This window comes from Pengzhenrongella frigida, assembly GCF_004168625.1.
In the GTDB taxonomy this organism is placed as follows: domain Bacteria; phylum Actinomycetota; class Actinomycetes; order Actinomycetales; family Cellulomonadaceae; genus Pengzhenrongella; species Pengzhenrongella frigida.
The window spans coordinates 1-9,714 of sequence record NZ_SDWW01000076.1; the positions used below are offsets into that span (position 1 = coordinate 1).

A 9,714-nucleotide genomic window follows, 5' to 3' on the forward strand; every position below is an offset into this window, starting at 1 on the left:
TGACAACACGGCGTAACGACTCACCCGCAACAGCATGCCAATGAGCACCAAACCGAGCTAGGGAGACATGCCCTAGCCCTTGACGGCGCCGCCGAGCCCCGCGCCGCGCAGGAACATGCGCTGGAACACTAGGAATATATGAGGATGGGGATCACGGTCGCGATCGCATAGGCGGCCATCAGGGTGCCCTTGTCGGTGGTTGCCTCGAGGGAGGGCAGGCGGACCGACAAAGGCTGCAGATCGGGGTTGCGCAGGACGAGCAGCGGCCAGAGGAAGTCCTTCCAAGACGCGATGACCGCGAACACCGATACCACGACGAGGATCGGCTTGCTCATGGGCAGCACGATCGACCAGAAGAGCCGGAACGTCCGGCGCCATCGACGCGAGCGGCCTCGAGAATCTCGCGGGGCAGGTTGTCGAAGAACCGGGCGACCAGCACGACATTGAACGCGCTCGCGCCGGCGGGCAACCAGACCGCCCAGTATGAGTTGACCAGCGAGTGATCGATCATCGGGGGGTGCAGGATGATCAGGTAGAGCGGCACCAGCAGGACGACGGCGGGTACGAACAGCGTCGCCAGGACGAGGCCTTGGACAGAGCGGGCCCAGCGCGGTCGTAGCACGGACAGGACGAACCCGCCGGTCGTTGCCACCAGCATTTGCGAGGCCCATGACCCAGTCGCCAGCACGACGGTGTTGACGAAATACTTGCTGATGTCGATGTCGAACCAAGCGTCGTGCAGATTCGACCACTTCGCGCCGTTGGGGAAGATCGCCAGCGGCGTGCGCAGGATGTCCTGCGTCGGGGTGATGGCGAACTTACCGAGCAGCAGCAGCGGTCCAACGCACCACACGATCAGCAGGATCAGCAGCAGCACATGCAGGGTGTTCCAAGTGTGCTTGACCCGCGGCCGGTGCCAGTCCGCCCGGGAGACCGCGGTGCGGTCGTCCGCCGAAGGTGGGGTGCGCACGCCTTCGGCGGGTCGGGTCCGAGGCTCGCCCGCCACGACTGCCTCTGGGAGCGTGGGGTTCGTGGTGGTCACGACGTGCTCCAGCTGCGTGTGAGGCGGAAGTAGATCAGGGACATGACCGCGAGGAAGGCGGCAAGCATCAGGCTGAGCGCCGTCGCCATGCCGTAGTTGCCGCCGAGGCTGTTCTGGAACGCGTACCGGTAGACGAGCAGAAGCACGGAGATCGTCGCGTTCGCGGGACCGCCGCCGGTGAACAGGTACGGCTCGAGGAACACCTGTGCGGTCCCGATGATTTGCAGGATGAAGGTGATGAGCAGCACGCTGCGCAGCTGCGGCATCGTGACGTGCCAGATCTTGCCCCAGACCGAGGCGCCGTCGACCTCCGCGGCGTCGTACAGCTCGGTAGGCACCGAGCTCAGCGCGGCGAGGTAGATGATCACGGTGCCACCCGCGGCGGCCCAGGTGGCCTCGAGCACGAGCGACGGCATGGCCGACGTCGCGCTCTGCAGCCAGGGTTGGGGTGGAATTCCCACTGAGCCGATGATCGTGTTGAACACGCCCTCGGGCCGCGGGTCGTAGAAGAACTTCCACAGCAGGACCGCCACCACGGGCGGCACGACGACGGGCAGGTAGGCGAGGGCCGAGAAGACACCCTTGGCGCGGCGTACCTCGCTCATCAGGACCGCAGCGATGAGCGGCACCGGGTAGCCGAAGATCAGCGCCAGCAGCGCGAAGTACGCGGTGTTGCGGATGGCCATGGGCAGCACGGGGTCGGCGAACACCCGCTGGAAGTTCTCCAGCCCGACCCATGACGTCACGATGAGATTCGTCTTCTGGAAGCTCATGACGACGGCCTTGACGATGGGCGCCCACGAGAACACCCCGAAGATCACCAGCATCGGCATAGCGAAGAGCAATGTGGACAGGCCGCCCCCACGGACCCAGGTCGCCGGTGTGCGTCTGCCGGCAAGCTTGTCGAGGGCCTGGGAAGTCATGCGGTCCTTCTCTCGGGGCGGGTAACACGCGGGAGCGGCGACGGTGCCCGGGCCGGTACGAGCCGGGCCGGGCCGGGCACCTCAGCAATGTCAGCTGGCCTGGTCGATCAGGGCCTGGGACTGGGCGTTGGCGTCTTCGAGCAGCTGGTCCAGGTCGACGCCGGGGTCGGTCATGACCGCCTGCACGATCGGGAAGAGCAGCCCGTAGGTCTCCTGGGTCGCGCGGGCGGCCTCAGGGATGACCGGCTGGCTGAACATGACGTCGGTGTAGCCGGCCATATGGTCGAGCGGCACATTGACGTGGTCGTCGATCCAGCTGAGCGAGGTCTCGTACTGGTCCTTGCTGAAGATCGGCAGCGTGGGGGTTCCGACGGCCTGCGGCGGGTCCTGCTCCGCGAGGATCTTGGCGTCGGCTACGGCCTGGTCTTGGTCCACGAGCTCGGACAGGTACCAGAAGTCGATCCACTTGACCGCCGCGTCCTTCTCCTCGTCGGTCGCCTGGGGCGCCACGGCGGCGTAGGTGCCGCCGCCCAGCGTGCCGGAGTCGCTACCCTCGTTGGGCAGCGCAGTCAGCCCGTAGTCCAGGTTGTCCGTGGTGACTCCGTTGTTCTGCACCAGCGCGGTGTAGATGTCTGAGCCCGACGTGTACATCGCGAACTGGCCGGCCGCGAATCCGGAGTTCACGTCGCCCCAACCGAGCTAGGTGTTCTCCAGCAACGAGCCGTCCGACTTCAGGTCGCCGAGGAATTGCAGCGACTCCTTGACGGCCGGGTCCGTCAGCGTGGCCTCGAAGGCGTCCCCGCCGAGCACCTGGGTGCGGCCGCCGCGCGAGTAGGCCGCAGCCGTCAGCTGCCAGCCACCGGCGTTGTCGAGCGCCATCATGGCGTAGCCGGGAACACCGGTTTTGTCGTGGATGGTCTTGGCGTCCGCGCGAACCTCGTCCCACGTCGTCGGGGGTTTGTCCGGGTCGAGCCCGGCCTGCGTGAACAGCGCGCGGTTGTAGTGCAGCGCGACGGCGTAGATCGACTTGGCCGGGACCGCGTAGACCAACCCGTCGTCGCTCAGCCCAGCGGCCAGGACCTCCTCGTTGAAGTCCTTCGCGTAGGGGAGTTCTTGGACCTGCTCGTCGATGTTCGCGAGCTGGCCGTTCTGGATGAGCACCTTGGTGTCGGTCGCCGGCACCTCGAAGACAACAGGCAGCGTGCCGCCGGCCAGGTCGGCCGCGAAGGTCGACGCCAGCCAGTTGTACTCCTGCGTTTCGATCTTGATGTCTGGGTACTTCTCCTCGAACTGCTTGACGCGCTCGTTCAGCGCGTCGACAGCGGTCTGCTCCGCTCCGGGCTGCAGGCCGGCCACCGTGATGGTGACCTGATCGGCGCCCGCGGACGACGAGTCGCCCGAGGGCACGTCGTCGCTGCACGCCGCCAGCAAACCGATCGAAAGCACACCGGCCATGGCGAGCGCAGTGGTGTGTGAGGACCTCATCGTCACTCCTTCGTGAGGGAACGCCCCTGACAGGGTGTGTGCCAGGTCGCGCTCGTTCTGTGCGGTCGGGATCACTACGGGTCGAGCTGGATCGTGCTGTGGTGCGGTCGGGTCAGGCGGGGGCGCGCAGCCACGCGGCGGTGTCGCGGGGCAGCAGGCCTGCGACGAGCGAGTCGCTCGTGAGCAGGACCTCGGTGTGTGCGGGCAGGGCGGCGGGTTGGTCGCCTAGGTTGACGATGCACAAGAGGTCGCCACGCGCGAACGCGAGCACGTCGTCGGAGGTGTCGATCCAGGTCATCGGCCCGTCACCCAGGGCGGGCTCGCAGCGTCGGATCGCCAGCAGGTCGCGGTACAGGTGCAAGGTCGACGCGGGGTCGGCGTAGCGCGGAACCCGAGCTGGAGATGACCGTGCGCCCAAGTCGCCAACGTGTCCCGGTCCGCCGGTGGACGCCCACCACTCGGCACGCCTCGGCGTTGCTCACACCCCTGGCGATCAACCTGACGAACGCCTCCCGTTGCGCCGTCAACGGCTCCGCTCCACGCTTGCGGCCCCGGCTACGAACAGGTCCCATCACGTCCTCCAACACCTGTCGGTGTTGCGACGTTCGCTGGAATCCGCCGACTTTCTCATGGCCATGGCCATGGACAGCGCGGGCGGCGTACGGGCGACAGGTGATGTCGCTGCCTAGCCTTGCGCTTTCATGGGTCCGGCGGCGTAAAGAGCCCACCACAGCGTGCGGCCCATCGGGATGTGGAGGACTGGGCAAGGTGCTTGTGCTGAGAGTCAGCAGGATCAATACTCGGAGAAGCGGTCATCGCGATAGGTGCTTCGAGTTGGCTTTGGACTGTCCCTCGAAGGATCACGCGGTGACCGCGCCCACGTTCTCGACCGTGCTACCGGTACACCACTTTGCTGGACTCAACAGTGACGTGCGAGGGCGGCGTAGTCGCTCATCACCTCAGTGGCGGTTGCTGAGGGCGCCGGTCAGTTTTGGTTCTGGCGACCGTCACTGTGAGGTGGTGTGCGTACTGCGCGGAGGATCTGGGCAGACCGGACCAGGAGCGCGACGTCGAGGTTCAGCGAGTCGGCGCTGAGGATCGCCATCGCCGCGTCGGCGTCGCACAACCGCTGACTCATGATGATCCCGAGGGACTGGTCGAGCAGGGTTCGCGACCTCAGCGCAGCAAGCAGCTTTTCGGTCATCTCCACCTGGTACGCCAGGCGAATGGCGAGGCCCAGAGCTCGCGAGAGGTCGTCAGCGAACAGCGCGGCCTGGGCCAGCTCAGCGGCGCCGAACCCGTGGGAGTGCTGGGCGTAAAGGTTCAAAGAGCCGACGATGTGATCCCCGCCGTCCAGCGGCAGCGAGAGCGAGGACCGCACCCCCAACGCAAGAGCCCGAGGGCGGTAGCGCTCAAATCGGTCGTCCGCGGCGAGGTCGTCCATCAGGACCGTCTTACCGGTGCGCATGGCCGTCAGGCATGGCCCTTCGCTCTGGCTGTACTGCACCTCGTCGAACTGGGCCGCGTACGCATCGCTGCTCGCGACGGTGGCCGGGCGCCCCTGGCGCGAGATCGTGACGCTGGCCGAAATCTCACCACCCAGCGCGGTGACGGCAAAGGAGGTGATCTCCTGCAAAAAGGACTCCACGACGTCGGTCGCCAGCATGAGGTTCTGCAGCTCGCTCGCCGGGTGATGGGTCGCCCCATTGGACGGCACAATCGCATCGTGGTCGGACATGGGTTGCCACTCGGTCCCGGGGGGGGCGAGCCCCGCGTTCGTCGCGCACCGGAGACGGCACGCCACGAACTGGCGCACTCACGGAACCCCCCGACACCCCAACCCTCCCACGTCGTGCCCGAAATGTCTGACTATCGTGCGGCCACCGAGCTGTATATCGGTGCCCAAAGGTCTTGGACCACTGGATGACGTCCCGCGGGGTGGTGTAACTCGTCGTGCGTGATTCTCTGCGTTGTGGTGACTATGCCGTGCGCTGCGCGGTGTCGTCTATCGCCTCCTTGTCGCTCCGGAATTTGTCAAGGTAGTTGAGACCGGTGGGTGTTTAGGCGGCTAGCTCGATGCCGGTGTTGTCGGCGGGCTGGTTGATCCACGCGGTGGTCGGGATGGCCAGGATCTTGGGGTCCTGGGTGGTCGCGAATCGTTCGGGGTTCCGACTGCGTGCGCCGGCCAGGACGACGGCCCGGTCGGCAGCCTTGGCCGCGGCGTGGCCGTAGTGGACGTCGGCGGGCGCGTTCAGCCCGATGCCAGTGTGGCGGTGGTGATGGTTGTAGCCGGCGACGAAGTCGGCCATGAACGAGCGGGCGTCGGCCAGCGAGCCGAACCGTTCGGGGAACACCGGGGCGAACTTCAACGTCTTGAACCACGACTCCGAGTACGGGTTGTCGTTGCCCACCCGCGGCCGGGAGTGGGACCTGGTGACCTCCAGATCCGCCAGCAGAGACGCGACGGTCTTGGACGTCATCGACGTGCCCCGGTCGGCGTGCACGCCCTGCGGGATGCCGTGGACCCCGCAGATCTCCCGCATCATCTCGGCCGCAAGGACCGCGGACTCGTGCGCATGCACGTGCGCGTCGACGATGTAGCGGGAGTAGATGTCGATCATCACGTAGGCGTCGAAGTAGGTGCCCTTGACCGGTCCGGCGAGCTTAGTGATGTCCCAGGAGTAGACCTGCCCCGGACCCGTCGCGACGAGCTCGGGGATGGCCCGGACCGGGTGCCGCGCGAGGCGGCGACGCTCCTTGACCTGCGCGTTCGCGGTCAGGATCCGGTAGATCGTGGAGATCGACCCCAAGTACACGCCCTCGTCCAGGAGCTGGGCGTAGATCTGGATCGGGGGCAGGTCCACGAACCGGGGGCTGTTCACCACCGCCAGGACCTCGGCTCGCTCGACGTCGGTCAGCTTGTTCACCGGCACCCTCGTGCTGGTCACCACCGGGGTGCGGGGTCGGCGGGTCGCGGTCGCCCGCGCCACCCCGACCAGCACCGCCACGGCCCTGGTGGGCAGGCCATGGGGGCTGTCAGTTCACGGTAGCTGGCCATCAGCGCGTGCTGGGCCCGCGCTCGTCCCGCGAGCTCCTGGATATCTCCTCCAAGAGCTCGCGTGCTTTTCCCATGATGTCGAGCGCCACTTCCGTGGTCGCCAACCTCCGCTCGGCCTTGTCGAGCTGCCGGCGCAACCGCGCGATCTCCGCCTGCTCGGCCGACAGTCGCCCGATCTTCTCCCCGGGTGCCTTGCCCGCCAGAACCCCCGCGTCCCGCAATCGGCGCCACTCGCTGATCAGCGACGAGTACAACCCGTGCTGGCGCAGGTACGCACCGCCCTGACCGTTCGCCAGAGCTGCCTCGTACGCGGCCAGGTGGTCAAGCTCCTGCGCGGCGGTGAACGACCTCCTCGAGGTCGGGCCCCCCGAGCGAGGTCCGGGGCTGCTGCTCATACGGCCATCGTCGCGCACCGCGATCAAAGACGAACTCATGCTGATGGACTCCTGGTTCACGCCCCACGGTTGGGGTGCGCCGCGCAGGGTGCGGGTCCGCATATCCCGCTTCACCTGCCCCGCGGGGCAAGGCCAAGGGCTTGCCCCGAGGTCGCGCGGCGCACGTAGGCACCGTCGCCGTCTCCGAGGGCGTTGGGCTGGGCCCTCGTTCGCACGTGGACGTGGGTTCCTGTGTCGTCGGTGAGATTGCCCGCGGTCGGTGATGGTCTTCTCGTCCCACCCGGGCAAGTCGAAGGCCGGAATCCTGGCGGCGGTCAGGTCGGCGGTCAGGTCGGCGGCCACGGGGTGGTGGGCTTGTCCGGTCTTGATGGCGGCGGGGGTGCGGGGGTCGACACGGTCATGGTGTGCTGCTCACTGCTTCGTTCGGCGCCTCGTGGGTTGAACCGGTATCTGCCCCGTCCTTCGGGCCTCGCAAACGCACGCGAGGCACCGTGGCGAGCAGGGGCCCGCCCCACCGTGGAGGTTGGCCCGGTCGCGGGCGAGCGCGGCGAACCCGCCACCCACGGACGATTCCGCGGATCCACGCACCACCGTCGGAGTGATCTTCTAGACCGGATTGCACACGCTGGGGAGGCTATGACCGTGAGCGACGCCGATCCGCGGACCCGGTTTCCGGACCCCGTGCTGGGCACGGACGAGTTGGCGGGCGCGTTGGGGGCGTTGCCGGACGCGGTGTTGATCTTCAGAGCGGCTCGCGAGGCGGACGGCACGGTCTTGGATCTGCAGTACGTGTATTTGGACGCGGCCGCCGCGCGGCTTTACGGCATGGCGGTCGAGGCGGTCCTCGGTCGGGGTTTCTGCGAGCTGTTCCCGTCCGTGCGCGAGCTGGGGATCTTTGACGTCTACGTCCAGGTGGTCGACTCGCTGAGCCGTTCTCGACATATGAGGCACAGTGGACGCCGTGGACACGTCCGATCTGGTGACCGTGGTGCTCGTGCTGCTCGGCGTCCTCTCGCTGTTCGGGATTGCCGTCGTCGGGTTCGTCATGTGGCGCTACCGCGTCCCGCCGCGCGGGCTGATCGCGATGATCGGGGCGTTGGTCTATCTGGCGAGCCCGGTCGACGTGTTGCCTGAGGTGATGCTTGGACCGATCGGCCTCTTCGACGATGCTGGCGTAGCCACCGCCGTCGCGGTCTTCGTCTACAAGCTCGTGACGGTCAAGAGGCGACTCGAAGGTGCGGGCGTCAAAGGCCGGCGGAGGTCCCATCGGGTGATGGAGCCTCAGCGGAAAGCTCCTCTCTGACCAGTCGTCCGGCCCACGACTCGGCGACTGACGACGCACGCCATCAGCGCCACTCAAGCGATGCTGTCGTGCGGCGTCTCCGCATCCGGGCCCGACATCCGTGACTATCGGCGAGAACGCGCCCAGTCCGGTGCCCCGGCGATGCGAATGCGGTCCTCGCAGCGCCCTACGGGTCAGGCTGAGTTGAGGCCGGTGGTTCACAGCAAGTCCACCAGCGTGGGGCGTGAACCAGGAGTCCATCAGCATGAGTTCGTCTTTGATCGCGGTGCGCTGATGCCGCTCACCGAAATTCCCCGGGGGTGCTCATCGAAATTCCCCACCTGGTGACGGTGTCAGGTTAGGGGTTGGCGGGTGCCGGTGGTGGTTCTGCGCAAGGTGTCGTTGGCTGCGTGGTGGGCGCGGAGCCGGTAGGAGTCGCCGTCGAGGTTCAGCACGACGGATCGGTGTAGGAGACGGTCGAGCATGGCGGCGGCGACGGTGGTGTCGCCGAGGATCTCTCCCCACGCTCCGACGCCCCGGTTGCTGGTCAAGACGATCGAGGTCTTGAGGTAGCGCTGGGAGACGACCTGGAAGATCGCGGCGGCGGCCTCGGCGGGCAAGGCCAGATAGCCCAGCTCGTCGATCGCCAGCAGCGTGGGGCCGGCGTAGAACCGCATGGTCGTGGCCCAGCGTCCCTCGATGGCGGCGCGGTGGCAGCGGGCGGCGAGGTCCGCCGCGGTGGTGAAGTAGGTGCGATACCCGGCCTGCGCCGCGGCGCGGACCAGGCCCACCGCGAGGTGTGTTTTCCAGTACCCGGCGGTCCAATGAGCAGGACGTTGGTGGCGGTCTCGAGGTAGCGGCAGGTCGCGAGCTCGCTGATGAGGTTGCGGTCGACGCCGGGTGCGGCGTCGTAGTCGAACCCGTCCAGCGTGGCGGGGGTGGGCAGGGACGCGAATCGTAGACGCCCGGCCAGGCGCCGCGCTTCGGTCGCGTCGACCTCGACCGCGAGGAGCCGCTCGAGCGCCGCGGTCACTGTCAGGCCCTCGGCGATCGCGGTGTCCAGCACGGCGGGCAGGTGCTCGGCGGCGTTGTGCAGCTTGAGCACCGCCAAGTGTGCGCGTAGCTGCTGGTAGAGGCTCGCTTGGGCGGTCGTGGACGGCGGGCCCGGGGCCGCGGTGGGTCGGGTCGTTCTTGTGGTGGTCATGGGACAGGTCTCCTTCGGGTGGTCGGGTTCGGGCTCGTCATCGCGGTGGCAGGGTGTTGCGCCCGGCCGCTGCGGCGGCGTAGACGGACAGGTCGATCACTACCCCGGGCTGTCGTGGGGTGGTGGTCTCGGTGCCGGTCGGGGCGCGCAGGGCTGCCGCGGCGTCTAGGGCGGCCGGGCTGGGTGGGCGTCGGACCTTGCCGCGGTGCGGGGCAGCGGAGGTGGCCGCGGCCATCGCTGCGCGTTCGAGGTCCAGGACGTGGCCGTCGTCGCGAATCATGGCCCCGGCCCCGGTGGTCGCCAGCCGGTGGCGGGCCATCACGAT

5 protein-coding genes and 5 pseudogenes are annotated in these 9,714 nt (G+C 67.7%); 1 reads left to right on the forward strand and 9 read right to left on the reverse strand.

What is annotated here, in order from left to right:
- Positions 1-72: 72 nt before the first annotated feature.
- From EUA98_RS18810 to EUA98_RS18835, 7 genes and pseudogenes are all read right to left on the reverse strand, one after another.
- Positions 73-1,042: pseudogene (locus EUA98_RS18810) on the reverse strand (carbohydrate ABC transporter permease).
- Positions 1,039-1,965, reverse strand: coding sequence for a carbohydrate ABC transporter permease (locus EUA98_RS18815; protein WP_130104226.1), 927 nt, complete (start codon positions 1,963-1,965; stop codon positions 1,039-1,041). Before EUA98_RS18815 ends, EUA98_RS18810 begins: the two are co-directional and overlap by 4 nt.
- Before the next feature lie 90 nt (positions 1,966-2,055).
- Positions 2,056-3,450, reverse strand: a pseudogene (locus tag EUA98_RS18820) (ABC transporter substrate-binding protein).
- Between the two features lie 112 nt (positions 3,451-3,562).
- A complete protein-coding gene (locus EUA98_RS20700; protein WP_242511723.1) occupies positions 3,563-3,748 on the reverse strand; it encodes a DUF3459 domain-containing protein in 186 nt (61 codons plus the stop codon).
- 7 nt (positions 3,749-3,755) lie between these two features.
- Complete coding sequence (locus tag EUA98_RS20615; RefSeq protein ID WP_350339520.1) at positions 3,756-4,022, reverse strand: helix-turn-helix domain-containing protein; 267 nt, start codon at positions 4,020-4,022, stop codon at positions 3,756-3,758.
- Between the two features lie 413 nt (positions 4,023-4,435).
- Positions 4,436-5,188: a GAF and ANTAR domain-containing protein gene (locus tag EUA98_RS18830; RefSeq protein WP_130104228.1), complete on the reverse strand. Its 753-nt coding sequence runs from the start codon at positions 5,186-5,188 to the stop codon at positions 4,436-4,438.
- A gap of 322 nt (positions 5,189-5,510) precedes the next feature.
- Positions 5,511-6,903: pseudogene (locus EUA98_RS18835) on the reverse strand (IS3 family transposase).
- A gap of 952 nt (positions 6,904-7,855) precedes the next feature.
- On the opposite strand from EUA98_RS18835, the gene EUA98_RS18840 reads away from it, so the two are divergent.
- A complete protein-coding gene (locus tag EUA98_RS18840; RefSeq protein ID WP_130103878.1) occupies positions 7,856-8,206 on the forward strand; it encodes a YkvA family protein in 351 nt (116 codons plus the stop codon).
- A 332-nt stretch (positions 8,207-8,538) separates the two neighbouring features.
- Here EUA98_RS18840 and istB read toward each other — a convergent pair.
- Positions 8,539-9,389: pseudogene (gene istB / locus EUA98_RS20620) on the reverse strand (IS21-like element helper ATPase IstB).
- Positions 9,390-9,426: 37 nt separating this feature from the next.
- Positions 9,427-9,714: pseudogene (locus tag EUA98_RS19945) on the reverse strand (IS21 family transposase); the annotation flags it as partial.